The organism is Pseudomonas sp. 21LCFQ02 (assembly GCF_024129895.2).
GTDB lineage: Bacteria > Pseudomonadota > Gammaproteobacteria > Pseudomonadales > Pseudomonadaceae > Aquipseudomonas.
This window is the reverse complement of record NZ_CM178749.1, coordinates 1,533,395-1,558,576: the sequence shown is the minus strand read 5'-3', so window position 1 is coordinate 1,558,576 and position 25,182 is coordinate 1,533,395. Positions and strand designations below refer to the sequence as shown.

The window sequence follows — 25,182 nt, the reverse complement described above, 5'->3', positions numbered from 1 at the left end:
TCCTACGGCCGTGTATCGTTATCGACCACGCCCGCGTCCACCAGCCACTGCTCCAGCCCCACCAGGTCCGGCACCCGGGCCAGCGTGTCGCCGACCTGCACCGCAGCCAGCTCCAGCGATGCCAGCGGTACATCGACGTAGCTCAACTGATTGTCGACCTTGCACGAGCGCGGGATGTTCTGGATCAGCAGCGCCAGATACCGGCGTTCGGCGTTACCGCCCAGCGCATTGAGCACCACGATGCGGGCCCGGCCGCCGACCTTGGTGCGTCCGCCGCAGGCGGCTTCGAAGCTCAGCAACGGCAGATCAAGCTCGCGCCAGCGGATATTGCCCAAATACCAGGCCGGGGCATTCGGGTCGGCATGGCAATCCTGGTAATCGATCAGTTCCGCGACCGCAACGTTGGGCAACAGCAGGTAGCGGTCACTGAGCGGCAACAGCAGGCAGGTCAGGGTCGAGCGGCGGCTGGACTCGTAGGCGACATCAGGCATGCGGCGAACTCCAGCGGGCGATGCTTTCGAGCAGGACCGACTCCTGGTAGGGCTTGCTCAGATAATCGTTGACGCCCAGGGCCATCGCCCGATCACGGTGTTTTTGCCCAGAACGCGAGGTAATCATGATGATCGGCAAGTCGCGCAGCCGTTCATGCCGACGGATCAGGCTGGCCACTTCGAAACCATCCATGCGCGGCATTTCGATGTCCAGCAGCAGGATGTCCGGTGTGTGTTGTTCCAACAGGCTCATGGCATCGACCCCATCCTTGGCGGTCAGCACCTGCATGCCGTGGCGCTCCAGCAGGCGGCTGGTGACTTTGCGCACCGTCACCGAGTCATCCACCACCATGACGCGCAGGGTCCGTTGCCCGGTGGCGCCAACCGGCAGCAGGCGCCAGGCCGGTTGCTGCATCGATGCGCGGCCCTGCTGGCCACGCAACCAGGCGAGCAGGTCAAGGATCAACACCACCCGGCCATCGCCCAGAATGGTCGCCCCGGTAACACCCTGGACCCTGGAAAACTGCGGGCCGAGGCTCTTGACCACGATTTCCCGTGAACCCGCCAGCGCATCGACCTGCACCGCGACCCATTGGTCCTGCTGATGCACCAGCAGCACCGGCACCGGCTGCATTTGCTCGTGCAGGCGCGGCCGGCCAATGCCCAGCAGTTCGCCCAGATAGCGCAGGTCGTAGGTATGCCCGCCATAACGGTAACGCGGCGGCTGGCTCTGGTAATGCTCAAGCAACTCGCCGGGCATCACCCTGACCAGGCCCTCAACGGTATTGAGCGGCAAGGCGTACAGCTCATCACCGCACTGCACCATCAAGGCCCGGTTGACCGATACCGAGAATGGCAGACGAATCCGGAAGTGTGTGCCCTGGCCCGGCACCGAGTCGATGCTCATCGAACCGCCCAGTTGCTTGACCTCGGCATGCACCACGTCCATGCCCACGCCGCGCCCGGAAATCTGGGTGATGACTTCGGCAGTCGAGAACCCGGCCTCAAGAATGAACGACAGCACTTCATGGTCAGCCAGCACCGCATCGGGCTGGATCAGCCCACGCTTGATCGCCTTGCGCCGTACCGCAGCCAGGTCGACACCCAGACCATCGTCGCTCAGCTCGATAACGATATCGCCGCCCTCATGCCGCAGGTCGAGACGAATATGGCCCTGCTCCGGTTTGCCCGCCGCGATGCGTCGCTCGGTGCTTTCCAGGCCATGGTCCACCGCATTGCGCAGCATGTGCTCCAGCGGCGCGACCATGCGCTCCAGCACGCTGCGGTCCATATCACCCTCAGCATTGCCGACGTCGAATTGCACCTGCTTGTTCAGTTCGCCCGCCACTTGGCGCACCACCCGGCGCAAGCGCGGCACCAGGCGCTCGAACGGCACCATGCGGGTGCGCATCAGGCCCTCCTGCAACTCGGTGTTGACTCGCGCCTGCTTGGCCAGCAGCGTCTCGGCATAGCGGTTGCGCTGGTCGAGGGTCTCTTTGAGGTCCAGCAAGTCAGAGGCCGACTCGGTCAGTGCCCGGGACAACTGCTGGAGCTGCGAATGGCGGTCCATTTCCAGCGGGTCGAAATCTTCGTAGCCACGCCATTCGGCGTGGCTCTGCTCGCGGCTGAGAATACTCCCCTGGGTTTCGGTTTCGAGGCGGCGCAGCTGGTCGCGCATACGCTCCAGGGTGGTTTCAACCTCTACCAGGGTGGCCCTGGTATCGAGAATCTGTTGTTCAATACGGCCGCGAAAAATCGACGTCTCGCCGGCCAGGTTGACCAGTTGTTCCAGGTCTTCTGCGGCCACCTTGACCATTTCCGGCCCGGCTCGCTCGACTTCGCTCTCGGCGCCAGCGGCTGGCACCGGCGGCGCCACGACGACCGGCTCCAGCACATCGAGCTGGCGAATGTTATCGATCAGTCGAACGGCATCGGGCAGCGGTTGTTCGGCGCGCACCGCATCGAGCATGTCGGCCAACAGGTCATGGCCGCGCTGCAACAGCTCCAGCAACACCGGGCCGGGCTGGCGGAGCCCGGCAGACACCGCTTCGTAGAGCGATTCGATCTCATGGGCCAGATCGCTGATCGGCTTGATCTCGACCATCCGTGCACCGCCCTTGAGGGTGTGCAGGTCGCGCAGCAGCGTCTCGACTTCCAGCAGGTTATGCGGGTCAGCCTGCCAGCGCGCCAGGGCAGCGCCAGCGCTGTCGAGAATATCCAGGCCTTCCTGGAGAAACACGGCGCGCAGTTCAGGATCACGCTCGGGGCCGTCGGCGGCCGGCTCAGTGGCAAGCGCCAGCCCGGCATCGGGGTCGCGGCCACTGGCGCGGCGCAGCGCCTCGATGGCCTCGATCAGCGCTGCCGGGTCGTCCAGGGCTTCGCGGTGGCGCAGTTGCTCCAGCATCAGGGCCAGATGGTCGTGGCTGGCCAGCAGCAACTCGGCCAGTTCCGGTGAATAGCCGTAACGCCGCTCGATCAGCCCGGCGTACAACGCCTCCAGCTCATGCCCCAGATTGCTCACCGGGCTGATAGCGGCCATTCGCGCGCCGCCCTTGAGGGTATGCAGATCACGTTGCAGCGACGGCAGTGGCGCCGAATTGTCCGGAGCCGTCAGCCAGCGCTGCAATGCCTCGCCAGCGCTGTCGAGGATATCAGCGGCTTCCTCCAGAAATATCGCGACAATTTCATCGTCCTGGCCGCCCTCTTCGGCAAGCTGGTCGGTGGCGGCGCCCAGCTCGATGACCCGCTGGCCAGCGCTGGAGACCAGTCCGGCGGCGCCGGGCTCCAGTGCTTCGTCGAGCAGCGCATGCAAGGCCTCGATGCGATCGGCGCGCGGCTGCACGTCCTGACCGGCAGCCAGTTGGTCGAGCATGTCGATCAGTGCTTCATGGGCCTGTTCAGCCTCATGGAAAAACCGCTCACTGACTGCCAGGCTGCTTTCTTCAACCGCGCCGTACAGGTCCAGCAAGGCCTCGCACAGTTCATCGACCTGCGGCAATTCGGCCAGGTGCGCGCTGTGCCCCAGGCTGGTCAACTCATCAAGCAGGGTGGTCAGTTCCTGACGCTGACCCGGATGCTCGCGCCAGCGCTGCAACAGGCCCTCGGCGTCGAGCACAATATCCATGCCCTGATGCAGAAAGGTGGTGATCGCCTTGGGGTTGAGGCGCTCGGCACTGCCCTCATCGGTGTCTTGCAGGGCCGCAGCAAGGCGTTGCTGCAGCAGCGAGTGCGCCGCCTCGATCACCTCAGCGGCCCCTTCAATGGGCGCCAGCGGCTGGCTGCCCAATTGCTCAAGGCCTTTATAAAACAGCGGCTCGGCGGCGCGTAGCAGCTTCAATTCCGGTGTTTCAATGGCGATCAGGTTGGCCTTGAACTCGCGTATCAACTCGTCCAGTGCCTTGGCCAGTTCGGCAATCGGCAGCACACCGGCCATGTAGGCACTGCCTTTGAGGGTGTGCAGGGCGCGGTGCAGGTCATCACCAATCGCGGATGAGTCATTGCGTGAGGCGCTATCGAGAAAACGGTCGATGGTCTGCAAATGCCCCTGGGCTTCCTGACGGAAGATCTCCAGCAATTGGGTGTCGGGCTCATCATCCGGCTTGCCGTCAGCCAGTACCTTGGCCTGAGCGGCAAGGCGGTCGGCGTCTTCGCGCTGACGCTGGGCATTACTGGCGAAATCGCGGAGCAGCTCAGGCAGTAACGCCTGCACCCCGGCCAACAACTGACGCACCTGCTGGTCAGCGACCACGCTGTCTTCGAGGATGCGGTTGAGCAGGTTTTCCACCGACCAGGCCAGCTCACTGATCACCAGCGCACGGACCATGCGGCCACTGCCCTTGAGGGTGTGGAACGCCCGGCGAATGTCGGCCAGCGTCTGGTTGCTGGCCACCCCCGGCGTGGCCAGGGCAACCAGCCAGCGCGGCAACTGCTCTTGCAGAGCGGCCAGGACTTCTTCGGCTTCCTCGATGAAGACCTCGCGCAGTTCATCGTCTACCGCCTGTTCGTTGAGCGGCGGTGGCAACAGGCTGGCAGGCATGTCGCGACCGGGCGGGTTGACCGCCGCCAATGGTCGCGCCAGCACCCGGGCAAGCTCCGGGCTTGCTGCGCCCGCTGCCAGGACCGGCTCTTCGAGCGCCTCCACGAGCGGCGCAGCCACGTAACCCAACCGTGCCAGGCTGGCCTCAGCCATCGCCAGCAAGCGGTCACCGGGAGCATGGTGGTCTTCGACCATGCGCTCAAGGTAATACTCGATGGCACTGAGCGCATCGGCCAGGTCGTCAAGCTGCGCGGCGGGCGGCGCGCTGTCGGCAGCCGACAACTGCTCGCGAACATAGTCGCTGCAGGCCGTCAGCAGGCCGGCGGCGGTGGCCAGCGGGATCATCGCCAGGGCTCCGCGCACCTGCCAGAGATACTCATGCAGAGGCAGCAGGCGCGCTGGCGACCACTGGCCATCCAGCGCGTCGAGCAAGACGTCTCTGGCCTGCTGCAAGACCACCAGAGCTTCGCGAATCACCAGTTGATGAATGCGGGTCAGATCAGTGGTCGGCAGATGGCTCTCTTCACGGCGGGTTTCAGCGCTGCCGCCCACCATGCCGGCCAGGGTCGACTCGACGTAAAGCAGCGCGCCGGCCACATCCATCAGGGTCGCGTCGCTGGGCTCACGCTGCCCCTGGGCCATGCCCTGCACCACGCTGGCCTGGTCGATGATGACCTTGCGCGGCTGGCCGAAGCCCAATACCGCCAGGGTATCGGCAATCTGCCGCAACGACGGCAACAGTGCGTTGAGTTCGCTGACCCGCTGGCGGTCACCGCGCACGAACACGTCCAGCCGTTCCTTGGCCCGCACCAGGCCTTCGCACACCGCCAGGATTACGCTGCGCATGGCGTCGCGATCCGGCGCCGTCATCCGCGCCCGCTCTTCGAACACGATGTGGCTGGCAGGCAATGCATCGTCCAGCGCGTACTGTTCTCTGAGCGCCAGCACTTTCGCTGACTGGCTGTCGGATTTGGCGATATAGAACAGCAGGCTCTTGAGCAATTCGTCCGGCGCGGGCTGGTTGATCGCTGATACGCCCTGTTCGATCAGCCGTTCAAGCTCATGGTCGGCATCCCGGAACAGGCTGCGCAGCGCAGGGCTGTTGGTAAAACTGCCAGCCGCCATGCTGTCGACCAGCGCCGAGGTGATGCGCCATAACGCTTCGAGCGGGGCGCCTTCGCACAGCCGTTCGAGATGGGCGAACACTTCAGTCAGGTGTTGCAACTGCGACGGCACATCCTGTTCGCGGATCAACCCGCTCAGAGCATCCTGCAGGCTTTGCCGCCAGGTGCGCAGCAGTTGCGCCAGGCCAGGAAAATCGCGCTGGGCCAGGGTCTGGGCGTCGAGCGGGCCGGTGTCATCGAGCAAGGGCGCAAACAGGCTGGTTTCCGACAGCAGGCTCTCGCCGCGAACACTGCGCAGGTCGTTGAGCAACGGCAGGATCACCAGCGGCAGATCGCGCCGCGCGGTGTGAATACGCTCCAGATAGATCGGCAACTGGTTCATTGCCTGACTGAGCAGTTGCAAGGCTTCAGGCTGATTGGCCAGCCGTTGCCCACGCAGGGCCAGCGCCAGCTTTTCGATTTCTTCGGCGAGCAGCGCCGCACCATAGAACTCGATCATCTGCAGGCAGCCATAGACCTGATGCAGGCCGTTCAGGCACTCATCCAGGGCAGCGCCTTTATCAGGGCTGGCGATATAGCCGTCCAGCGCCTGACGGGCCTGCGCGAGGGTTTCGGCGATGCTGCCTTTGACCCACTCAAGGGCGACATAGTCGTGGCGGTCAGGCATGGCGCGCGTGGCTCTGGCTGTCGGGCATGAAGGTGAACCGCGTCATCCGTGATCTCTGGAGGCAGGCAAGGTAAACCCGGACACCGAACGCCGCATGGCACTGGCCAGCTTCGCCAGGTTGCCGATGCTTTCGGCAGTGGCTGCCGTCCCGGAGGTGGTCTGCGAGGTGATTTGCTGGATCACGGTCATGGTCTGGGAGATCTGCCCGGCGGAAACCGCCTGTTGCTGGGCGGCGTCGGTGATACTTTCGATCAGCTCGGCCAGCACCCGCGATACGCCTTCGATTTCTTCCAGAGCCACCCCGGCGTCCTGCGCCAGACGCGCACCGCGCACCACCTCACTGGTGGTCTGCTCCATCGAGATGACCGCTTCGTTGGTGTCGTTCTGGATCGCCCGCACCAGACTTTCGATCTGTTTGGTCGCGGATGACGAGCGCTCGGCCAGCCGTTGTACTTCGTCGGCCACCACGGCAAAGCCGCGCCCGGCATCACCGGCCATCGACGCCTGGATCGCCGCGTTGAGGGCCAGTACGTTGGTCTGGTCAGAAATGTCGTCGATCAGACTGACAATATCGCCAATTTCCTGAGATGACTCACCCAGACGCTTGATGCGCTTGGAGGTGTCCTGAATCTGCTCGCGAATGTTGTCCATGCCATGGATGGTGTTGTGTACCACCTCATTGCCCTTGTTGGCGATAGCCACCGAGCGGGCGGCGACCGTCGAAGACTCGGAGGCGTTGGTCGACACCTGGTCGATCGACTGCGCCATGTCGTTGATCGCCGCCGAGGCCGCGCTGATCTGCAAGGCCTGATGCTGCGAGGCGCCGGCCAGTTGCATGGCGGTGGTCTGGGTTTCCTGCACGGCGGCAGCGACCTGCTGGGCGGTGAAGTTGATGGTCGCCACCAGTTCACGCAACTGGTCGATGGAGAAATTGATCGAGTCAGCGATGGCCCCGGTGAAGTCTTCAGTCACCGATGCCGCGACGGTCAGGTCACCATCGGCAAGGTCTTCGATTTCATCGAGCAGGCGCATGATCGCTGCCTGGTTGCGCTCGCTCTTCTGCGCCGTTTCGTGCAACTGGCGGTTGGTCTCGCGGACCATGACCAGGCCGATCAGCAACACCGACATCACCGCCAGCAGGCCAAGTAGATAACCGCCCACCGAATTCATCGTGCGCTGACCGGTCAGCCGCTCCAGGCTGGTGGTCAGCGCCGAAGCCTGATCGAGCAGGGTCTGGGAGGTGATGAAGATTTTGCCGGCGGCTTCGCGCACCTGAAACAGCTCCGGCGAGGTTTCGAGGATTTCATCCACCGAACCGGAAACGAACTCGAACAACTCGGCAATTTCGGCCAGCCGCGCCCGCGCATCCGGGTCCTGGACGCGGCTGATGCTCATCCCGGTATTGCCTTCGAGCATGCCATTGAGCACCCGGCCAAACTGGCTGGCATCACGGCCAAAGGCATCGGCGGCCTGCACCGTGGTTTCGTCGCCGGCCAGCACCGTATTGACCGAGCCGAGGATCCGCTCGGCAAGCAACGCCTGGCGCTGGGCCAACACCACTTGGCTGGACGGCGCCTTGCTCTGCAGCAGAATCTCGACGACCTTTTCGTACTCGGTCTGCAATTGCGGAATGGTCTCGGCCAGGGTCGCCGCCACTTGATGCAGCGACAGCACGGTCTGCTCGTTGGCCAGGATCACGTCTGTGCTTTTGCGCAGCGCTTCCCAGTCGCTCTGCACCGCACGCAACTCTTTATGCACCCCGGATGGCGCCGCAGGCAGGCCGGTGGCCGGGTCGCCGTTTTTCAGGAAGCTCCAGCGCTGGTCGAAATCGTTACGCGCATCGGTGAGCAGCTTGAACGCCTGCGCCTTGCCGGCCGCCGACTCGGTGGCGTTCTTGGCAATTCGCTGGGACAGCACACGCAGCTCACCGGCATGGCCGATGTACTGCTTGTCATAGTTCGACTGGGTGTTGAGATAGGCGAAGTTGGCGAACAGCACCACGATCAGCACGATCAGCACGATGAACAACACCACGATCTGCCGACGGCTGCGCAACCCTTCTTCGGACTTGCCTGTATCAGTCATTAATCAGGCTCCCGCCCGGCTGTTGAGAACGTCTATATCGCAACATCCATGAAATCCGCCGACTGCGCCAGCGCCAGGGTGCTGAACACTCGCCATACCGCTGTGCTCTGGAACTGGCCACGAACGAACGGCGCCATGCGTGGCCCGAATGGCTGCGCCGCGTCAGCGCGCAAGTCTTCGGGTTCAAAATGCTGCATACCCAGCACTTCATCGACCAGCAACCCGGCAAACACCTCCTGATGTTCGACCACCAGCACCCGGCGCTGACGCCGCAACGGCGCATGGCCCTGGCCGAAATAGCGGCTCAGGTCCATCACCGGCAACAGTCGCCCGCGCAGGTTGGCCAGCCCCAGCACCCAAGGCTTGACCCCCGGCATCGCTGCCACGCGGGGCTCGTTGAGAATTTCGCTGATCTCGCCCATCGGCGCGACAAACAACTGCTCGCCCAGGCGAAAACCGATACCGCTCCAGTCCTGGCCACGGGTCTCCTGCGACGGCAGGCCCGCCGCCAGAGAGCGACAACGCTGGTCGATGTCGAACAACAGTTCGAAAGCGGTACGCGACCCGGGCATCGGCGCTCCGGCGGCTTAGCCGGCCAGTACCGCGTTAAGGGTGTTGATCAGGGTTTCTTCGGTCACCGGCTTGGTCAGGTAATCGCGCGCCCCCTGGCGGGTGCCCCAGACCTTGTCAGTCTCCTGATCCTTGGTGGTGATCATGATCACCGGAATATGCCGGGTGCTGTCGTCCTTGCTCAACTGGCGCGTGGCCTGAAAGCCATTGAGGCCGGGCATGACGATGTCCATCAACACCGCGTCGGGTTTTTCCTGGCGCGCCAGGGCCACGCCATCGGCGCCGTTCTCGGCCTTGAACACTTGATGGCCGTGTTTTTCCAGGATGCTGGTGAATTTGTACATTTCAGTCGGCGAATCATCGACGATCAATATTCGAGCCATGGTATTCCCCAAATGGTGGTAGCCGGCATGGTGCCTGCCGGCCTCACGGTACATGTTGTTCAACGGCAACGAAGCCAGGCACATGGGCCTTGATTGCGCTGAGCAGTTCTTCCGGGCTGAAAGGCTTGGTCAGAAACTGATCTGAGCCGACGATGCGGCCCTTGGCCTTGTCGAACAGCCCGTCACGCGACGACAGCATGATCACCGGCGTGGACTTGAACGCCCGGTTGTTCTTGACCAGCGCGCAGGTCTGATAGCCATCCAGACGCGGCATCATGATATCGACGAAGATGATTCGCGGGTGATGATCGACGATCCGGGCCAGGGCATCGAACCCGTCGACGGCCGTGATGACCTCACAACCGGCGTTTTTCAGGATGGTTTCAGCGGTGCGGCGAATGGTCCGCGAGTCATCGATGACCATGACCTTCAAGGCTGGGGCGTGCTGTTCCATGTGTGCTGTTCCGTCGCCGCGGCGAATGTTTGCGTGGTCTGCACGGCACCGGAGTCTGGCGTATAACCGCCTGGCCGGATGCCGTGACTTTTTAGCACAATCTCCCGCTGCAATCCATAAACGCCAGCCAGTTGCCCCTTGACCCGGAGCACGGCGAGCGCCAACCTGACGCCTGTTCCGGCCCAGCGCCATCACCGATCAGAGGATTTTGCCCATGAGCGTTCGCTTGGGGATTGTCATGGACCCTATTGAGGGCATCTCCTACAAGAAGGACAGCTCGCTGGCCATGCTGCTTGCCGCCCAGGAACGCGGCTGGTCGCTGTTCTACATGGAGCAGCAGGACCTCTACCAGAACTCGGGCCAGGCCCGCGCGCGGATGAAACCACTGACGGTATTCGCCAACCCGGAAAAATGGTTCGAATTCGGCGCCGAACAGGACAACGGCCTGGACGACCTGGACGTGATCCTGATGCGCAAGGATCCGCCGTTCGACATGGAGTTTGTCTACTCCACCTACCTGCTCGAACAAGCCGAGCGCGCTGGCGTGCTGGTGGTCAACAAACCGCAAAGCCTGCGTGACTGCAACGAGAAACTGTTCGCCACGCTGTTCCCGCAGTGCACGCCGCCGACCCTGGTCAGCCGCCGCCCGGACATCCTGCGCGCCTTCACCGAGCAACAGGGCGACACCATCCTCAAGCCGCTGGACGGCATGGGTGGCACCTCGATCTTCCGTCACCGGGCAGGCGACCCCAACCTGTCGGTGATTCTCGAAACCCTGACCGCCAACGGCACCCAGCAGATCATGGCCCAGGGTTACCTGCCGGCAATCAAGGATGGCGACAAACGCATCCTGATGGTTGACGGCGAGCCGGTGCCGTACTGCCTGGCGCGCATCCCGGCCGCCGGTGAAACCCGTGGCAACCTGGCTGCCGGCGGACGCGGCGAAGCCCGGCCGCTGACCGAACGCGACCGCTGGATCGCCGCCCAGGTCGGCCCGACCCTGCGGGAAAAAGGCCTGCTGTTCGTCGGCCTGGACGTGATCGGCGAGCACCTGACCGAAATCAACGTCACCAGCCCGACCTGCATCCGCGAAATCGACAATGCCTTCGGCACCAATATCGGCAGCCTGCTGATGGATGCCATCGAGAGCAAGCTCAAGGCGCGCTGAGTCTGCCAGGCACAGGCGGCAAACCATTGTCTTGCCGTCTGTAGCCTGTCGCCTGGCGCTGCTGACTTGGTATGATGCGCGTCTTGCGAAACCCGTCCGGACCCCATGGCAGCCCAATCTTCAATGACAGCAATGGCCTACAACCCGCTGGTACTCGACCATGCCACCACTGGCGTGCGTGCCCGTGACCGCCTGGGCTTTACCCTGCTGATCGCTGCACTGGTGCACCTGGCGCTGATTCTCGGGGTGGGTTTTACCTATGTGAAGCCCGAGCAGATCTCCCAGACCCTGGAGATCACCCTGGCGACCTTCAAGAGTGAGAAAAAGCCCGCCAACGCGGACTTTCTGGCCCAGGACAACCAGGAAGGCAGCGGCACGCTGGATCATGCCGAAACGCTCAAGACCACCGAACTGGCGCCGTTTCAGGACACCGAGATCAACCGGGTAACGCCGCCTCCGGCAAGCAAACCGGTGGAAAAACAGGACGCGCCCAAGGCGGCCGTGGCCACCCGCGCCCAGGTCCAGGAAAAAACCGTCGCCAAACGCGAAGAAGTCAAACCAGACCCGCAGCTCAAAGCCGCCCCGACCTTCGACAGCGCGCAACTGAGCAATGAAATTGCCAGCCTGGAAGCCGAACTGTCTGCCGAACAACAGCGTTACGCCAAGCGGCCTAAGATTCACCGCCTCAACGCGGCCTCGACCATGCGCGACAAGGGTGCCTGGTACAAGGACGACTGGCGCAAGAAGGTCGAGCGGGTCGGCAATCTGAACTACCCCGACGAGGCGCGCCGTCAGCAGATCTACGGCAGCCTGCGCCTGCTGGTGTCAATCAACCGCGATGGTTCGCTGTATGAAGTGCTGGTGCTGGAATCGTCCGGGCAACCACTGCTGGATCAGGCCGCGCAGCGTATCGTGCGTCTGGCGGCGCCTTTTGCGCCGTTCACCGGCGATCTTGCCGACATCGACCGGCTTGAGATCATCCGCACCTGGAAATTTGCCAAGGGCGACCGTCTGTCCAGCAACTAAGCTGCGCTCTGAGACCCGCACCACAAAAGCCATAGCCTGACAACATTTTGCTGGGCAAAGCCCCACGCACGGTTGTCAGGCTCCCCCGGCAGAGCCAAACTACAACTTATGAAAAACGTCGCTCCGAGCTACCTCAAGCACCAATTCCTGATCGCCATGCCGCATATGGACGATCCGAATTTCGCCCAGACCTTGACCTATATCGTCGAGCACAACGCCAATGGCGCCATGGGCCTGGTGATCAATCGCCCGCAGGCACTGACCCTGGCCGATGTGCTTGAGCAATTGCGCCCGGAGCAGCTCGCCCCGGCACGCTGCCAGCATATCCAGATTCACTCCGGCGGCCCGGTGCAGACTGACCGCGGCTTTGTCCTGCACCCCACCGGTCCGGTTTTCCAGGCCACGGTCGAACTTGAAGGCCTGTCGCTGTCGACCTCTCAGGACGTACTGTTTGCCATTGCGGACGGCAGCGGCCCCGAGCACAGCCTGATCGCCCTCGGTTACGCCGGCTGGGACGCCGGCCAACTGGACGCGGAACTAGCCGCCAACGCCTGGCTGACCTGCCCGTTCGACCCGGCCATCCTGTTCGAGGTCGACAGTGATCAGCGCCTGCATGCCGCTGCCGCGCGCCTGGGGGTCAATCTGAGTCTGCTTTCCACTCAGGCAGGTCACGCCTGATGGCTGCGATACGCCTGATCCTGGGCTTTGACTACGGCACCCGGCAGATTGGTGTGGCGGTTGGCCAGGCAGTGACCGGCCAGGCGCGTGAACTCTGCACCCTCAAGGCCCAGAATGGCGTGCCGGACTGGAACAAGGTCCAGGCCCTGTTCAATGAATGGAAGCCCGATGCCGTGGTGGTCGGCCTGCCCTTGAATATGGACGGCACCCCCAGCGACATGAGCGCCCGCGCCGAAAAGTTCTCCCGCCAGCTCAACGGTCGCTTCAATGTACCGGCCTTTACCCATGACGAACGCCTGACCACCTTCGAGGCCAAGGGCGAGCGTATGGCCCGCGGCGGCCAGCGCGGCAGTTATCGCGACAACCCGGTGGATGCCATTGCTGCCGCCCTGCTGCTGCAAGGCTGGCTGGACGACAATCCCGAGTTGCTCAATGGGTGACCCCAGGCCGTTGCAACACTTCGATAACCCTCAGTCAGATGCCCCGAGGATTTCAAATTTGCGCTTGAGCGGTGCCACCGATGGCACTGCCGAGCGCCTGAAGGAGCCAGCATGAGTTTGCCCAACCCCGCCGAACTGATCCGTCAGATGGCCACCGACCTGACGACCCACCTGAACAAGCGCGCAATCACCGAACCACGCTTTATCGGCATCCGCACCGGCGGTATCTGGGTGGCTCAGGCGCTGCTCAAGGCGCTCGATAACCCGGCGCCGCTCGGCACCCTGGATGTGTCTTTCTATCGCGACGATTTCAGCCAGAACGGCCTGCACCCCCAAGTACAGCCTTCAGAACTGCCGTTCGAAATCGAAGGCCAGCATCTGGTGCTGATCGACGATGTGCTCATGAGTGGCCGTACGGTGCGCGCCGCCCTTAATGAACTGTTCGATTACGGCCGCCCGGCCAGCGTTACGCTGGTCTGCCTGCTGGACCTGGATGCCGGCGAGCTGCCGATCAGCCCCGATGTGGTCGGTGCGACGCTGTCGCTGGCGCCTGACGAACGGGTCAAGCTGAGCGGCCCTGAGCCGCTGGCGCTCGAACTCCAAGACCTCTCCCCTGCCTCAGCCCTTTAAGAGTCCATTGCGATGACGCCTCTCGACGCCAAGCGCCCGCTGCAGCTCAATCATCAGGGCCAGCTGCGCCACTTCCTGTCCCTGGATGGCCTGCCCCGCGAACTGCTCACGGAAATTCTCGACACTGCCGACTCCTTTCTGGAAGTGGGCGCCCGAGCGGTCAAGAAGGTGCCGCTGCTGCGCGGCAAGACCGTCTGCAACGTGTTCTTCGAGAACTCGACCCGCACCCGCACCACCTTCGAACTGGCAGCCCAGCGCCTGTCGGCCGACGTGATCAGCCTCAACGTCTCGACCTCATCGACCAGCAAGGGCGAGACGCTGTTCGACACCCTGCGCAACCTTGAAGCGATGGCTGCCGACATGTTCGTGGTACGCCATGCCGACTCCGGCGCGGCGCACTTCATTGCCGAACACGTCTGCCCTGAGGTGGCGATCATCAACGGCGGCGACGGGCGCCACGCGCACCCGACCCAGGGCATGCTCGACATGCTGACCATCCGCCGCCACAAAGGCAGCTTCGAAAACCTTTCGGTGGCCATCGTCGGCGACATCCTGCACTCGCGAGTGGCACGCTCGAACATGCTGGCGCTCAAGGCGCTGGGCTGCCCGGATATCCGCGTGATCGCGCCCAAGACCCTGCTGCCGGTCGGCATCGAACAGTACGGGGTCAAGGTTTACACCGACCTGGCGGCCGGCCTGAAGGATGTCGACGTGGTGATCATGCTGCGCCTGCAACGTGAACGCATGCAGGGCGGCCTGCTGCCCAGCGAGGGTGAGTTCTACCGCCTGTTCGGCCTGACCACCGCACGTCTGGCCGGTGCCAAGCCTGACGCCATCGTCATGCACCCCGGCCCGATCAACCGCGGCGTAGAGATCGAATCAGCCGTGGCTGACGGCGCGCACTCGGTGATTCTCAACCAGGTCACCTATGGCATTGCGGTGCGCATGGCGGTCCTGTCCATGGCCATGAGCGGGCAAAACGCCCAACGTCAATTCGAGCAGGAGCACGCCCTGTGAAGCTCAGCATTCTCGGCGCTCGCGTCATCGACCCGGTCAGCGGGCTGGATCAGGTCACCGACCTGCACATCGAAGCAGGCAAACTGTTAGCCATTGGCGCTGCACCGGCAGGTTTCGAGCCGGCCCAGCGCATCGACGCCCAAGGCCTGGTCGCCGCGCCCGGACTGGTCGACCTCAACGTCTCGCTGCGCGAGCCCGGCTACAGCCGTAAAGGCACCATCGCCAGCGAAACCCGTGCGGCCACCGCTGGCGGCGTGACCAGCCTGTGCTGCCCGCCACGGACCAAACCGGTCCTGGACACCTCGGCAGTGGCCGAGCTGATTCTCGACCGTGCCCGCGAAGCCGGCTTCAGCAAGGTGTACCCGATCGGCGCCCTGAGCAAGGGCCTGGAAGGCGAGCAACTGGCCGAACTGGTCGCCCTGCGCGACGCCGGTTGCGTGGCCTTTACCAATGGCCTGAAGACCTTCGGCAACACCCGCACCCTGTGCCGGGCGCTGGAATACGCGGCAACCTTCGACCTGACGGTGATTTTCAATTCTCAGGATCACGACCTGGCCGCCGGCGGCCTGGCCCACGAAGGCCCGACTGCCAGCTTCCTTGGCTTGGTGGGCATTCCGGAAACTGCTGAAACCGTGGCCCTGGCCCGCGACCTACTGCTGGTCGAGCAAAGCGGCGTACGCGCGCACTTCAGCCAGTTGACCAGCGCCCGTGGCGCCGCAATGATCGCTGACGCCCAGGCTCGCGGTCTGCCGGTGACGGCTGATGTAGCGCTGTATCAGTTGATCCTGACTGACGAGGCGCTGATCGACTTCTCCAGCCTGTACCACGTGCAACCGCCACTGCGCACCCGCGCTGACCGTGACGGCCTGCGTGCCGCCGTGAAGTCGGGAGTGATCCAGGCGATTTCCAGCCATCACCAGCCCCACGAGCGCGATGCCAAGCTGGCACCGTTCGGCGCGACCGAACCTGGCATCAGCAGCGTCGAACTGCTCTTGCCGCTGGCCATGACCCTGGTAGAGGACGGCCTGCTTGACCTGCCGACCCTGATCGCTCGCCTCAGCAGCGGCCCGGCCTCGGCACTGCGCCTGCCGGCCGGTCAGTTGCAGGCCGGTAGCGCCGCAGACCTGGTGCTGTTCGACCCGGCCGCCAGCACCCTGGCTGGCCAGGCCTGGCTGTCCAAAGGCGAGAACTGCCCGTTCCTCGACCATTGCCTGCCGGGCGCAGTGCGTTACACCCTGGTGGACGGACGGATTACCTACAGCGCTTGATGTAACCCCGTAGATGCCCCCTGTGGGAGCGAGCTTGCTCGCGAAGAGGCCGGCACATTCACAGCACCTGCTGCGAACGTGCCGCCGTCTTCGTTGTGGTCCGGCACTCCGGCAAGCCTCCGGGTATGCGGCGCTATCTGAACGGTATTGCGGCTAAAGCGGATCGCCGCCCGGCCGGTCGGGATTCGGTGTTTGCTGCGCGATAACGTAGCACCGAGGCATTTTCAACGCTGCAACTGTGCATTCCTGATGGAAATCTGGTTGTTCATGGTCCAGAAGTCATACAGCACGCCCACCAGAAACAGCCCGCCAGTAAACAGGTAGATGATCCCGGTGATCCATTTGCCCTGATACAGGCGGTGTACGCCGAAGATGCCCAGGAAGGTCAGCAGGATCCACGCCAGGCTGTAGTCGGTCGGCCCCGGTGTGAAACGCAGGTCGGCTTCGCGGTCCATGGACGGAATCAGGAACAGGTCGATCAGCCAGCCGATCCCCAACAACCCCAGGGTGAAGAACCAGATGGTCCCGGTCACCGGCTTGCCGTAGTAAAAACGGTGCGCACCCAGAAAGCCGAAAATCCACAGCAGATAGCCCAGTACCTTGCTGTGCGTGTTAGCCCGATAGTTGTTCATGAACGACCTCTTCGCATCGATACAAAAAAATAGGTGTAAAGTTTGTGACTTTTCATGTGCCTTCCGACGTATGGTCCTGCGTCATCAGAATGCCTTCAACCCCTTGTAACTCAAGGGATTGCTGCTGGCTACAAGAGAGACCTTGAATAAATCCGCAAGAGTTCAGGGGGTATTGGCTCGACCAATGGGGTCGGCTTTGTCTTCAAGCTGTTATAGAGTTGCGCGCTGATCTTTAAGAGCCCTGCCAAATGCGTCCTTTTTTCAAGACATGGCTGACCATTTGTCTCCTTATGCCACTGGCCGTTCACGCCACCAATCGTGAACAACGCTTACCCGCCGGCTTCAGCGGTTTTACCGCCAAGAGCCATGCTTCCCAGCCTTATGATGCCTCGCAGGCCCAGGCGCGTGCGCAAGCCATCAACGCTGTGCACGACCGCAAGGCGACGGTTCAGAACCCGCTGCCGGCCAGAAATTCCAGAAAATCCGCAGACACCGTCGCTGTCGCAGGCAGCAACAAACAGGGCAATGCGGTAATCAAGCGCGCGCTGGAAACCGTCGGCACGCCTTATCGCTGGGGTGGCACCACGCCGGGCAAGGGTCTCGATTGCAGCGGGCTGGTCAAATACGCCTTCTCCGATGTGACCAATGTCGACCTGCCGCGCAGCTCCAAGGACATGGCCTCGGGTCATGGCCAGGCGGTAGACCGCAAAGACCTCAAGCCGGGCGACTTGCTGTTCTTCAACATCAAGAGCCGACGCATCAACCATGTTGCCATTTATCTGGGCAACGATCGCTTTGTCCACGCGCCACGCCGTGGCAAGGCGGTAACCGTTGACACGCTGAAGAAGCCTTACTGGGACAAGAACTACAAGGTCGCCAAGCGCGTCCTGCCCAAGCAGAAAGCCCCGCTGAATATCGCCAAGGGCTGACAGAGTCACTAGAAGCGCCCGCGCCATTCGCCGCTAAAGCGGCTCCTGCGAGGTCCTGCAATTGCGGCGCGGCAGGGCGGCGGGTGATCGTCTGCAGAGGTACAGGTGCCCGATTAGAAGTTATCCGGCACCTTGGCCTTCTCCCGTGCGTTGTCGCGGGTAATCAGGCCACGCTTGACCAGCTCGGCCAGGCACATATCCAGGGTCTGCATGCCCAGCGCGCCACCGGTCTGGATCGCGGAATACATCTGCGCGACCTTGTCTTCACGAATCAGGTTACGGATTGCCGGCGTGCCCATCATGATTTCATGGGCCGCCACCCGGCCACCGCCCACCTTCTTCAACAACGCCTGCGAAATCACCGCGTGCAGCGACTCTGAGAGCATCGAGCGGATCATCGACTTTTCCGCAGCCGGAAACACATCGACAATCCGGTCGATGGTCTTGGCCGCCGAGGTGGTGTGCAGGGTGCCGAACACCAGGTGGCCGGTTTCAGCCGCCGTCAGCGCCAGGCGGATGGTTTCAAGGTCGCGCATCTCGCCGACCAGAATCACGTCCGGGTCTTCACGCAGCGCCGAGCGCAAGGCTTCGGAAAAGCCCAGCGTGTCGCGGTGCACTTCACGCTGGTTGACCAGGCACTTCTTGGACTCGTGGACGAATTCGATCGGGTCTTCGATGGTCAGGATATGGTGATGCTTGTTGCTGTTGAGGTAATCGATCATTGCCGCCAGGGTGGTCGACTTGCCTGAGCCGGTAGGCCCGGTGACCAGAATCAGCCCGCGTGGCACGTCAGTGATGCGCCGAAAGTTCTCGCCCATGCCGAGGTCATCAAGGGTCAGGATCTTCGACGGAATGGTGCGAAACACCGCGCCACTGCCACGGTTCTGGTTGAAAGCGTTGACCCGAAAGCGCGCCACGCCGGGGACTTCGAAAGAAAAGTCGGTTTCCAGGCGTTCTTCATAATCCTGGCGCTGCTTGTCGTTCATGATGTCGTAAATCAGCGCCTTGACCTGCTTGGCATCCAGCGCCGGCAGGTTGATCCGCCGCACGTCACCGTCGACACGAATCATCGGTGGCAAGCCTGCGGAAAGGTGCAGATCGGAGGCGCCCTGTTTGGCACTGAAGGCCAGCAGTTCGGTAATATCCATACAGCTCCTCAATCACATAGAATGCCGCAGACCTCAGTTCTGCCGGCCCGAATCAATGTCCACGATAGCAGCGAATATATCAACGCTCGAACAACGAATCCGCGTCGCGGCCCAGGCAGCCCGGCGCGACCCGGACAGCATCGGCCTGCTGGCAGTGAGCAAGACCAAGCCCGCCGAGGCCTTGCGCGAAGCCTTCGCCGCCGGCCTGCGGCACTTTGGCGAAAATTACCTGCAAGAAGCACTGGGCAAACAGCAGCAATTGGCCGACCTGCCCTTGCACTGGCATTTCATCGGCCCCATTCAGTCGAACAAGACCCGCTCGCTTGCCGAGCACTTTGACTGGGTACACTCTGTGGACCGCCTGAAAATAGCCCAACGCCTGAGCGAGCAACGGCCTGAACACCTGGCACCGTTAAATATCTGTATCCAGGTCAATGTCAGCGGTGAAGCCAGCAAGTCTGGCTGCACGCCTGAAGAGCTGCCGCAACTGGCGGCGGCCATTGCCAGCCTGCCACGACTGAAGTTGCGCGGCCTGATGGCGATTCCGGAACCGACCGACGATGTCGCAGCGCAGCATGCAGCCTTTGCCAGAGTCCGTATCCTGCAAGAACAACTGCCGCAAGCACTGGACACCCTTTCCATGGGCATGAGCCATGACCTGGAGGCCGCCATCAGTGAAGGCGCCACCTGGGTGCGTATCGGCACCGCGCTCTTTGGCGCCCGCGACTACAGCCAGACACACGGCCAGCCATAACCTCTGAACTCAAGGAAACCTGTCATGAGCAAGACTCGTATCGCCTTCATCGGCGCCGGCAACATGGCCGCCAGCCTGATCGGCGGCCTGCGTGCCCAGGGCGTTGAAGCCGACGACATCCGCGCCGCCGATCCGGGGGCCGAGACCCGTGGCCGGATTGCTGCCGAGCACGGCATTGCAGTGGTGGCCGACAACGCCGACGCCGTCACGGGCGCCGATGTGGTGCTGCTGGCGGTCAAGCCGCAAATGATGAAAGCGGTCTGCCAGGATTTGGCGCCGAGCCTGAAGCCTGAGCAACTCATCGTTTCGGTGGCCGCCGGCATCACCTGCGCCAGCCTCAACCAGTGGCTGGGCGAACAGCAACCGGTGGTGCGCTGCATGCCCAACACCCCGGCCCTGCTGCGCCAGGGCGTCAGCGGCCTGTATGCCACCGACAAGGTCAGTGATGTCCAGCGCCAGCAGGCCGAGCAACTGCTGTCGGCCGTCGGTGTCGCCCTGTGGCTTGAACAAGAACAGCAACTCGATGCGGTGACTGCCGTGTCTGGCAGTGGCCCTGCGTATTTTTTCCTGCTGATCGAAGCCATGACCGCCGCTGGCGTCAAACTGGGGTTACCCGAAGACATCGCCCGCCAGCTCACCCAGCAGACCGCCCTGGGCGCTGCGCTGATGAGCACCGGCAGCGACGTGGATGCCGCCGAACTGCGTCGCCGCGTCACGTCGCCGGCCGGCACCACCGAAGCTGCAATCAAATCCTTCCAGGCTGGCGGCTTCGAAGCGCTGGTCGAGACGGCCCTCAATGCCGCAGCCAAACGCTCGGCAGAACTGGCCGAACAACTGGGCCAATAATTTTTCAGGCGCTTACCGGAGCTGATCAATGATCGGATTGAACACCGCTGCAATTTTCATCCTGCAAACCCTTGGCAGCCTTTACCTGCTGGTGATCCTGTTGCGCTTCGTGCTGCAACTGGTGCGTGCCGACTTCTATAACCCGCTGAGCCAGTTTGCGGTCAAGGCCACTCAGCCGCTGCTGCGCCCGCTGCGCCGGATCATCCCGAGCCTGTTCGGCCTGGACATGTCGTCGCTGGTGCTGGCGATCATCGTGCAGATGGTGCTCATGGCCCTGACCCTGCTGCTCGCCGCAGGCACCACCGGCCCGTTCCTGTCGCTGCTGGTGTGGGCAATCATCGGTGTCACCGGATTGTTCCTGAACATTTTCTTCTATGCGCTGATCATCAGCGTGATCCTGTCCTGGGTCGCGCCGGGCAGCCACAACCCTGGCGCCGAACTGGTCAACCAGATCTGCGAGCCGGTGCTGGCGCCGTTTCGTCGCCTGCTGCCAAACCTGGGCGGCCTGGATATCTCGCCGATCCTGGCGTTCATGGTCATCAAGCTGCTGGACATGCTGGTGATCAACAACCTGGCGGCGATGACCGGCATGCCGCAAGTACTGCGCATGCTGATGTAACCGCGCCCCCCCCGTAGGAGCGGCTTTAGCCGCGAAAGCCCCCGATCAAACGATGCAACTGCGTCGCCTGATGGATTTTCGCGGCTAAAGCGGATCGCCGCCCGGACGCTCCTACAGGGTTCTGTGTTGCTGCCAACCCCTCGGGTCTTTAGACTTACGCCTCTTTACAGCGAGAGCAGGGTCGATGCCCACGGTCTTTCCCCCCGATTCTGTTGGTCTGGTCACACCGCAACTGGCGCACTTTGATGAACCGCTGGCCCTGGCCTGCGGTCGTACCCTGCCAGCCTATGACCTGATTTACGAAACCTACGGTCAGTTGAACGCTGCGGGCAGCAACGCGGTGCTGATCTGTCACGCCCTGTCGGGCCATCACCACGCCGCCGGTTACCACAGCAGCGAAGACCGCAAACCGGGCTGGTGGGACAGCTGCATCGGCCCCGGCAAGCCGATCGATACCAACCGCTTCTTCGTGGTCAGCCTCAATAACCTCGGTGGCTGCAACGGCTCCACCGGGCCGAGCAGCCTCGACCCGGAGACCGGCAGCCCGTTCGGCGCCAATTTCCCGGTGGTCACCGTCGAGGACTGGGTCAACAGCCAGGCACGTCTGGCAGACCGCCTGGGCATCAGCCAATGGGCTGCGGTAGTCGGTGGCAGTCTGGGTGGCATGCAGGCGCTGCAATGGACCATCAGCTACCCCGAGCGCGTACGCCACTGCCTGGCAATTGCCTCGGCGCCCAAACTGTCAGCACAGAACATCGCCTTCAACGAAGTGGCGCGCCAGGCGATTCTCACTGACCCGGAATTCCACGAAGGCGCTTTCCAGAGCCATGGCGTGATTCCCAAGCGCGGCCTGATGCTGGCGCGGATGGTCGGCCATATCACCTACCTGTCCGACGATTCGATGGGCGAGAAATTCGGCCGCGGCCTGAAAAACGAAAAGCTCAACTACGACTTCCACAACGTGGAGTTTCAGGTCGAGAGCTACCTGCGTTATCAGGGTGAGGAGTTTTCCGGGCGCTTCGACGCCAATACTTACCTGCTGATGACCAAGGCGCTGGACTATTTCGATCCGGCTGCGCAGCACAACGATGACCTGGCAAAAACTTTCGCCACGGCCACCGCGAAATTCTGCGTGATGTCCTTCACCACCGACTGGCGCTTCTCGCCGGCCCGCTCGCGGGAACTGGTGGATGCGCTGATGGCGGCGCGCAAGGACGTCAGCTACCTGGAAATCGACGCGCCGCAGGGCCACGACGCCTTCCTGATCCCGAACCCGCGCTATGTGCAGGCTTTCGGCAACTACATGAATCGTATTGCGCTGTGAGGACCTCATGAGAGCCGATCTGGAGATCATCCAGGAGTGGATTCCCGCTGGCAGCCGCGTGCTCGACCTGGGCTGCGGCGACGGCGAGTTGCTGGCCTGGCTGCGCGACCATAAGCAAGTCACCGGCTACGGCCTGGAAAAAGACCCCGACAACATTGCCCAGTGCATGCTCAACGGCATCAATGTCATCGAGCAGGATCTGGACAAGGGGCTGGGCAACTTCGCCAGTAACAGTTTCGATGTGGTGGTCATGACCCAGGCGTTGCAGGCCGTGCATTACCCGGACAAGATCCTCGACGAAATGCTGCGTGTGGGCCGCCAGTGCATCATCACCTTCCCCAACTTCGGCCACTGGCGCTGCCGTTGGTACCTGGCCCGCAACGGCCGCATGCCGGTGTCGGACTTCATGCCCTACACCTGGTACAACACGCCGAACATCCACTTCTGCACCTTCAAGGACTTCGAAGCGCTGTGCCGTGAGCGTGACGCACGGGTGCTCGATCGCATGGCGGTGGATAACCAGCACCGCCACGGGTGGGCGAGCAAACTGTGGCCTAATCTGTTGGGTGAGGTTGGAATCTACCGGGTCCGCAGTCCGGGCCTGAGCGAGCACCAGCTCGCGGTCTGAGCACCCCGAGGACATGCCCATGAACAGGTTGTTGAAACATCTGGCCTGCCTGTTGTTCACCGCCATGGCCCTGCCGGCCCTGGCGGCAGAGCGTATCGACGCTGACCGCCAGCAACGGTTTGGCGATGTGACGGTGCACTACTCGACGTTCAGCTCGACCTTCCTGCAACCGCAGCTCGCCCGGCAACTGCAACTGATCCGCAGCAAGCAGCAGGGCGTGATCAACCTGACGGTGCTCAAACAGGGCCAGCCGCAGGCGGCCCAGGTCAGCGGCAGCCTCAAGTCACTGACCGGCGACAGCCTGCCGCTCAACTTCCGGGTGATCCGTGAAACCGGCGCGATCTACTACGTGGCGCAGTATCCTGTGCCGCAACAGCAAACCCGAATCTTCGACCTCAAGGTGGAAACCGGCGGCGTGACCCACCGCTTCAGTTTCAACCAGGAACTCTTTCCGGACCCATGATGAATTTCACCCAACTGGTACTGGCCAGCCACAACGGCGGCAAACTCAAAGAGCTGCAAGCCATGCTTGGCGGCAGCGTGCAACTGCGCTCGATCGGCGAATTCAGCACGGTCGAGCCAGACGAAACCGGCTTGTCGTTCGTCGAGAACGCGATCCTCAAGGCGCGTAACGCGGCGCGGATTTCCGGCCTGCCAGCCTTGGCTGACGATTCCGGCCTGGCGGTGGATTTTCTCGGTGGCGCACCGGGCATCTACTCGGCGCGCTATGCCGACGGTCAGGGTGATGCGGCAAACAACGCCAAGTTGCTCGACGCCCTGAAAGACGTCCCCGATGAGCAACGCGGCGCGCAGTTTGTCTGCGTTCTGGCGCTGGTACGGCACGCCGACGACCCGCTGCCGATTCTCTGCGAAGGCTTGTGGCACGGGCGCATCCTGCATGCCGCCAGCGGCGAACACGGCTTCGGCTATGACCCGCTGTTCTGGGTGCCGGAGCGCAACTGCTCCAGCGCTGACCTGGCACCGGCCGACAAGAACCAGCTCAGCCACCGGGCCCGTGCCATGGTGTTGCTGCGCGAGCGTCTGGGCCTGTAATGACTGATTCAGACGTACAACCGCTGCACCCCGGTGCCGGCGGTTTCTCTTCGGCAGCCCCGCGCAACGCCTTGCCCGAACTGCCGCCGCTGTCGCTGTACATCCATATCCCGTGGTGCGTGCGTAAATGCCCGTACTGCGACTTCAACTCCCACGCGTCAACCCCGGTGCTGCCGGAGCAGGAATACGTCGACGCCTTGCTGGCCGACCTGGACCTGGAATTGCCCAACGTGCATGGCCGCGAACTGCGCTCGATCTTCTTTGGCGGCGGCACCCCCAGCCTGTTCAGCGCTGAAGCATTGGGCCGCCTGCTGGTGGGGGTCGAGCAACGTATCCGCTTCGCTGACGATATCGAAATTACCCTGGAGGCCAACCCCGGGACTTTCGAGCAAGCCAAATTCAGTGCCTACCGCAAGCTGGGCATCAACCGCCTGTCGATCGGCATTCAGAGCTTTCAGCCCGACAAGCTCGAAGCGCTGGGGCGCATTCATAACGGTGATGAGGCGATTCGCGCCGCCGACATGGCGCGCCAGGCTGGCTTCGACAACTTCAATCTCGACCTGATGCACGGCTTGCCGGACCAGAGCCTGGACGAAGCGCTGGCCGATCTGCGTCAGGCCATCGCCCTGCAGCCCACCCACCTGTCGTGGTATCAGCTGACTCTGGAGCCCAATACGGTGTTCTGGAACCAGCCACCGTTGCTGCCCGAAGACGATATCCTCTGGGATATTCAGGAAGCCGGCCAGCAATTGCTGGCTGAACATGGCTATGCACAGTACGAAGTCTCGGCCTATGCCCAGGCCGGCAAAGAGGCGCGCCACAACCTCAACTACTGGAGCTTCGGTGACTTCATCGGCATCGGCGCCGGCGCCCACGGCAAGCTCAGCCACCCGGACGGGCGCATTGAACGCACCTGGAAGACCCGCCTGCCCAAGGATTACCTCAACCCGGCCAAGCCATTCCAGGCCGGCAGCAAGCTGTTGCCGCTCGATGAGCTGCCCTTTGAGTTTCTGATGAACGCCTTGCGCCTGACAAATGGCGTGGACGCTGCATTATTTCGTGAAAGAACCGGTCTAAGCCCCGATTCACTGGCCCTCGGCCGTGAGCAGGCCGAACAACGCGGCCTGTTGCAGGCCGATCCGCAGCGTCTGGCGGCCACGCCCAAGGGCCAGTTGTTCCTCAACGACCTGTTGCAATACTTTCTGATCTAAG

General features: G+C 62.8%; 24 protein-coding genes. 16 read left to right on the top strand and 8 right to left on the bottom strand.

Translation table 11 applies throughout. From position 1 onward, the window contains the following. Nucleotides 1-2 precede the first annotated feature (2 nt). Genes NJC40_RS07295 through pilG form a run of 6 tightly spaced genes read right to left on the bottom strand, consistent with a single transcriptional unit; the run spans nucleotide 3 to nucleotide 9,810 of the window. On the bottom strand, nucleotides 3-491 hold the full coding sequence (locus NJC40_RS07295) for a chemotaxis protein CheW (protein WP_045485969.1): 489 nt from the start codon (nucleotides 489-491) through the stop codon (nucleotides 3-5). After that, nucleotides 484-6,318: an Hpt domain-containing protein gene (locus tag NJC40_RS07290; RefSeq protein WP_253140740.1), complete on the bottom strand. Its 5,835-nt coding sequence runs from the start codon at nucleotides 6,316-6,318 to the stop codon at nucleotides 484-486. The genes NJC40_RS07295 and NJC40_RS07290 overlap by 8 nt, the downstream gene beginning before the upstream one ends. A 42-nt stretch (nucleotides 6,319-6,360) precedes the next feature. Continuing rightward, nucleotides 6,361-8,403: a methyl-accepting chemotaxis protein gene (locus NJC40_RS07285; RefSeq protein ID WP_045485963.1), complete on the bottom strand. Its 2,043-nt coding sequence runs from the start codon at nucleotides 8,401-8,403 to the stop codon at nucleotides 6,361-6,363. Nucleotides 8,404-8,435: 32 nt separating this feature from the next. Continuing rightward, nucleotides 8,436-8,975, bottom strand: a complete 540-nt coding sequence (locus NJC40_RS07280; protein ID WP_045485959.1) for a chemotaxis protein CheW — start codon at nucleotides 8,973-8,975, stop codon at nucleotides 8,436-8,438. Nucleotides 8,976-8,990: 15 nt separating this feature from the next. Beyond that, on the bottom strand, nucleotides 8,991-9,356 hold the full coding sequence (pilH, locus tag NJC40_RS07275) for a twitching motility response regulator PilH (RefSeq protein ID WP_045494110.1): 366 nt from the start codon (nucleotides 9,354-9,356) through the stop codon (nucleotides 8,991-8,993). Nucleotides 9,357-9,399: 43 nt separating this feature from the next. Continuing rightward, nucleotides 9,400-9,810 carry a twitching motility response regulator PilG gene (gene pilG / locus NJC40_RS07270; protein WP_045485956.1) on the bottom strand — a complete coding sequence of 137 codons (411 nt, stop codon included), beginning with the start codon at nucleotides 9,808-9,810 and terminating at the stop codon, nucleotides 9,400-9,402. Between the two features lie 214 nt (nucleotides 9,811-10,024). Here pilG and gshB point away from each other — a divergent pair, with 214 nt between their 5' ends. From gshB to NJC40_RS07235, 7 genes are all read left to right on the top strand, one after another. After that, on the top strand, nucleotides 10,025-10,978 hold the full coding sequence (gene gshB / locus NJC40_RS07265; protein ID WP_253111923.1) for a glutathione synthase: 954 nt from the start codon (nucleotides 10,025-10,027) through the stop codon (nucleotides 10,976-10,978). Nucleotides 10,979-11,101: 123 nt separating this feature from the next. Beyond that, nucleotides 11,102-12,004, top strand: a complete 903-nt coding sequence (locus tag NJC40_RS07260; protein WP_045485952.1) for an energy transducer TonB — start codon at nucleotides 11,102-11,104, stop codon at nucleotides 12,002-12,004. Nucleotides 12,005-12,112: 108 nt separating this feature from the next. Beyond that, complete coding sequence (locus NJC40_RS07255) at nucleotides 12,113-12,682, top strand: YqgE/AlgH family protein (RefSeq protein WP_045485950.1); 570 nt, start codon at nucleotides 12,113-12,115, stop codon at nucleotides 12,680-12,682. Beyond that, entirely contained in the window at nucleotides 12,682-13,122 is a 441-nt protein-coding gene (gene ruvX, locus NJC40_RS07250) for a Holliday junction resolvase RuvX (protein ID WP_045485948.1), read from the top strand. The genes NJC40_RS07255 and ruvX overlap by 1 nt, the downstream gene beginning before the upstream one ends. A gap of 111 nt (nucleotides 13,123-13,233) precedes the next feature. Beyond that, entirely contained in the window at nucleotides 13,234-13,752 is a 519-nt protein-coding gene (gene pyrR, locus NJC40_RS07245; RefSeq protein WP_045485945.1) for a bifunctional pyr operon transcriptional regulator/uracil phosphoribosyltransferase PyrR, read from the top strand. A gap of 12 nt (nucleotides 13,753-13,764) precedes the next feature. Further along, the gene (locus NJC40_RS07240; RefSeq protein ID WP_253140739.1) at nucleotides 13,765-14,769 is read left to right on the top strand and encodes an aspartate carbamoyltransferase catalytic subunit; all 1,005 of its coding nucleotides are present in this window, start codon (nucleotides 13,765-13,767) and stop codon (nucleotides 14,767-14,769) included. Further along, entirely contained in the window at nucleotides 14,766-16,037 is a 1,272-nt protein-coding gene (locus NJC40_RS07235) for a dihydroorotase (protein WP_253140738.1), read from the top strand. The genes NJC40_RS07240 and NJC40_RS07235 overlap by 4 nt, the downstream gene beginning before the upstream one ends. A 224-nt stretch (nucleotides 16,038-16,261) precedes the next feature. Here the strand turns inward: NJC40_RS07235 and NJC40_RS07230 are convergent, their stop codons facing one another. Next, nucleotides 16,262-16,669 (bottom strand): NINE protein, encoded by a 408-nt coding sequence (locus tag NJC40_RS07230; RefSeq protein ID WP_045485937.1) that lies wholly within the window; start codon nucleotides 16,667-16,669, stop codon nucleotides 16,262-16,264. 248 nt (nucleotides 16,670-16,917) lie between these two features. On the opposite strand from NJC40_RS07230, the gene NJC40_RS07225 reads away from it, so the two are divergent. Further along, nucleotides 16,918-17,598 (top strand): C40 family peptidase, encoded by a 681-nt coding sequence (locus NJC40_RS07225; protein ID WP_253111912.1) that lies wholly within the window; start codon nucleotides 16,918-16,920, stop codon nucleotides 17,596-17,598. 113 nt (nucleotides 17,599-17,711) lie between these two features. Here the strand turns inward: NJC40_RS07225 and NJC40_RS07220 are convergent, their stop codons facing one another. After that, nucleotides 17,712-18,746, bottom strand: a complete 1,035-nt coding sequence (locus NJC40_RS07220) for a type IV pilus twitching motility protein PilT (RefSeq protein WP_045485932.1) — start codon at nucleotides 18,744-18,746, stop codon at nucleotides 17,712-17,714. 55 nt (nucleotides 18,747-18,801) lie between these two features. Here NJC40_RS07220 and NJC40_RS07215 point away from each other — a divergent pair, with 55 nt between their 5' ends. The 8 genes from NJC40_RS07215 to hemW all read left to right on the top strand — a co-directional run bounded on the left by NJC40_RS07215 (nucleotide 18,802) and on the right by hemW (nucleotide 25,181). After that, on the top strand, nucleotides 18,802-19,500 hold the full coding sequence (locus tag NJC40_RS07215; RefSeq protein ID WP_045485929.1) for a YggS family pyridoxal phosphate-dependent enzyme: 699 nt from the start codon (nucleotides 18,802-18,804) through the stop codon (nucleotides 19,498-19,500). 24 nt (nucleotides 19,501-19,524) lie between these two features. Then, entirely contained in the window at nucleotides 19,525-20,346 is an 822-nt protein-coding gene (proC, locus tag NJC40_RS07210) for a pyrroline-5-carboxylate reductase (protein WP_045485926.1), read from the top strand. A 28-nt stretch (nucleotides 20,347-20,374) separates the two neighbouring features. Beyond that, on the top strand, nucleotides 20,375-20,965 hold the full coding sequence (locus NJC40_RS07205) for a YggT family protein (RefSeq protein ID WP_253111910.1): 591 nt from the start codon (nucleotides 20,375-20,377) through the stop codon (nucleotides 20,963-20,965). Nucleotides 20,966-21,149: 184 nt separating this feature from the next. After that, nucleotides 21,150-22,289, top strand: a complete 1,140-nt coding sequence (gene metX / locus NJC40_RS07200) for a homoserine O-succinyltransferase MetX (protein WP_045485920.1) — start codon at nucleotides 21,150-21,152, stop codon at nucleotides 22,287-22,289. Nucleotides 22,290-22,296: 7 nt separating this feature from the next. Beyond that, nucleotides 22,297-22,917, top strand: a complete 621-nt coding sequence (gene metW, locus NJC40_RS07195) for a methionine biosynthesis protein MetW (RefSeq protein WP_045485917.1) — start codon at nucleotides 22,297-22,299, stop codon at nucleotides 22,915-22,917. Between the two features lie 19 nt (nucleotides 22,918-22,936). After that, nucleotides 22,937-23,380 carry a DUF4426 domain-containing protein gene (locus NJC40_RS07190; protein ID WP_492180514.1) on the top strand — a complete coding sequence of 148 codons (444 nt, stop codon included), beginning with the start codon at nucleotides 22,937-22,939 and terminating at the stop codon, nucleotides 23,378-23,380. Beyond that, nucleotides 23,377-23,970 carry an RdgB/HAM1 family non-canonical purine NTP pyrophosphatase gene (gene rdgB / locus NJC40_RS07185; RefSeq protein ID WP_045485911.1) on the top strand — a complete coding sequence of 198 codons (594 nt, stop codon included), beginning with the start codon at nucleotides 23,377-23,379 and terminating at the stop codon, nucleotides 23,968-23,970. Before NJC40_RS07190 ends, rdgB begins: the two co-directional genes overlap by 4 nt. Further along, nucleotides 23,970-25,181 carry a radical SAM family heme chaperone HemW gene (gene hemW, locus NJC40_RS07180; RefSeq protein ID WP_253140737.1) on the top strand — a complete coding sequence of 404 codons (1,212 nt, stop codon included), beginning with the start codon at nucleotides 23,970-23,972 and terminating at the stop codon, nucleotides 25,179-25,181. Before rdgB ends, hemW begins: the two co-directional genes overlap by 1 nt. The last annotated feature ends 1 nt before the right edge of the window (nucleotide 25,182 follow it).

What these genes read in the sequence shown, in the direction of transcription:
- NJC40_RS07215 (WP_045485929.1), top strand. Translation starts at nt 18,802, where the DNA reads ATGTCCACGATAGCAGCGAATATATCAACGCTCGAACAACGAATCCGC.
- NJC40_RS07190 (WP_492180514.1), top strand. Translation starts at nt 22,937, where the DNA reads ATGAACAGGTTGTTGAAACATCTGGCCTGCCTGTTGTTCACCGCCATG.
- NJC40_RS07285 (WP_045485963.1), bottom strand. Translation starts at nt 8,403, where the DNA reads ATGACTGATACAGGCAAGTCCGAAGAAGGGTTGCGCAGCCGTCGGCAG.
- NJC40_RS07230 (WP_045485937.1), bottom strand. Translation starts at nt 16,669, where the DNA reads ATGAACAACTATCGGGCTAACACGCACAGCAAGGTACTGGGCTATCTG.
- NJC40_RS07260 (WP_045485952.1), top strand. Translation starts at nt 11,102, where the DNA reads ATGACAGCAATGGCCTACAACCCGCTGGTACTCGACCATGCCACCACT.
- NJC40_RS07295 (WP_045485969.1), bottom strand. Translation starts at nt 491, where the DNA reads ATGCCTGATGTCGCCTACGAGTCCAGCCGCCGCTCGACCCTGACCTGC.
- NJC40_RS07220 (WP_045485932.1), bottom strand. Translation starts at nt 18,746, where the DNA reads ATGGATATTACCGAACTGCTGGCCTTCAGTGCCAAACAGGGCGCCTCC.
- NJC40_RS07255 (WP_045485950.1), top strand. Translation starts at nt 12,113, where the DNA reads ATGAAAAACGTCGCTCCGAGCTACCTCAAGCACCAATTCCTGATCGCC.
- NJC40_RS07205 (WP_253111910.1), top strand. Translation starts at nt 20,375, where the DNA reads ATGATCGGATTGAACACCGCTGCAATTTTCATCCTGCAAACCCTTGGC.
- NJC40_RS07280 (WP_045485959.1), bottom strand. Translation starts at nt 8,975, where the DNA reads ATGCCCGGGTCGCGTACCGCTTTCGAACTGTTGTTCGACATCGACCAG.
- hemW (WP_253140737.1), top strand. Translation starts at nt 23,970, where the DNA reads ATGACTGATTCAGACGTACAACCGCTGCACCCCGGTGCCGGCGGTTTC.
- NJC40_RS07290 (WP_253140740.1), bottom strand. Translation starts at nt 6,318, where the DNA reads ATGCCTGACCGCCACGACTATGTCGCCCTTGAGTGGGTCAAAGGCAGC.
- ruvX (WP_045485948.1), top strand. Translation starts at nt 12,682, where the DNA reads ATGGCTGCGATACGCCTGATCCTGGGCTTTGACTACGGCACCCGGCAG.
- pilH (WP_045494110.1), bottom strand. Translation starts at nt 9,356, where the DNA reads ATGGCTCGAATATTGATCGTCGATGATTCGCCGACTGAAATGTACAAA.
- pyrR (WP_045485945.1), top strand. Translation starts at nt 13,234, where the DNA reads ATGAGTTTGCCCAACCCCGCCGAACTGATCCGTCAGATGGCCACCGAC.
- pilG (WP_045485956.1), bottom strand. Translation starts at nt 9,810, where the DNA reads ATGGAACAGCACGCCCCAGCCTTGAAGGTCATGGTCATCGATGACTCG.
- rdgB (WP_045485911.1), top strand. Translation starts at nt 23,377, where the DNA reads ATGATGAATTTCACCCAACTGGTACTGGCCAGCCACAACGGCGGCAAA.
- NJC40_RS07225 (WP_253111912.1), top strand. Translation starts at nt 16,918, where the DNA reads ATGCGTCCTTTTTTCAAGACATGGCTGACCATTTGTCTCCTTATGCCA.
- metW (WP_045485917.1), top strand. Translation starts at nt 22,297, where the DNA reads ATGAGAGCCGATCTGGAGATCATCCAGGAGTGGATTCCCGCTGGCAGC.
- gshB (WP_253111923.1), top strand. Translation starts at nt 10,025, where the DNA reads ATGAGCGTTCGCTTGGGGATTGTCATGGACCCTATTGAGGGCATCTCC.
- proC (WP_045485926.1), top strand. Translation starts at nt 19,525, where the DNA reads ATGAGCAAGACTCGTATCGCCTTCATCGGCGCCGGCAACATGGCCGCC.
- NJC40_RS07240 (WP_253140739.1), top strand. Translation starts at nt 13,765, where the DNA reads ATGACGCCTCTCGACGCCAAGCGCCCGCTGCAGCTCAATCATCAGGGC.
- metX (WP_045485920.1), top strand. Translation starts at nt 21,150, where the DNA reads ATGCCCACGGTCTTTCCCCCCGATTCTGTTGGTCTGGTCACACCGCAA.